General features: G+C 45.7%; 3 tRNA genes. All 3 read left to right on the forward strand.

The features are described from left to right. Nucleotides 1-51 precede the first annotated feature (51 nt). The 3 genes from CTN01_RS22650 to CTN01_RS22660 all read left to right on the forward strand — a co-directional run bounded on the left by CTN01_RS22650 (nt 52) and on the right by CTN01_RS22660 (nt 320). A tRNA-Val gene (locus tag CTN01_RS22650) sits at nt 52-127 on the forward strand. Between the two features lie 39 nt (nt 128-166). Continuing rightward, nucleotides 167-242, forward strand: a tRNA-Ala gene (locus CTN01_RS22655). A gap of 2 nt (nt 243-244) precedes the next feature. Further along, nucleotides 245-320 (forward strand) — tRNA-Glu (locus CTN01_RS22660). Nucleotides 321-516 lie beyond the last annotated feature (196 nt).

Here is a 516-nt window from a genome sequence, read left to right on the forward strand (position 1 = left end):
GAATCCTGCACGACCCACCATTCTTTCTCACGAAGGAATTAAAACTATCGTGGGCGATTAGCTCAGTTGGGAGAGCACCTCCCTTACAAGGAGGGGGTCACTGGTTCGAGCCCGGTATCGCCCACCATTTTCTCTTTAGAGAACTTCTTAAAAGAAGTAAAACATTGGGGTTATAGCTCAGCTGGGAGAGCGCCTGCCTTGCACGCAGGAGGTCTGCGGTTCGATCCCGCATAGCTCCACCAATGTCCCGTTCGTCTAGAGGCCTAGGACACCGCCCTTTCACGGCGGTAACAGGGGTTCGACTCCCCTACGGGACGCCACTCTTTAAGTACATTTCTCTTTTAATAGAGTAAGTGTTTTTAGACAGTGGTTCGAAAGAAACACAATGCTCTTTAACAATCTGGAAAGCTGACTAGTAAATTCAATCGATAGATTGATTTTAAAAAATGTTTTTATCTTTAGATAAAAACGAGTTCTCAAACAATACACATTCAAGTGTCTTGTATCGAGTCCGGC

It is taken from the genome of Photobacterium angustum (assembly GCF_003026365.1).
GTDB classification, from domain to species: domain Bacteria; phylum Pseudomonadota; class Gammaproteobacteria; order Enterobacterales; family Vibrionaceae; genus Photobacterium; species Photobacterium angustum.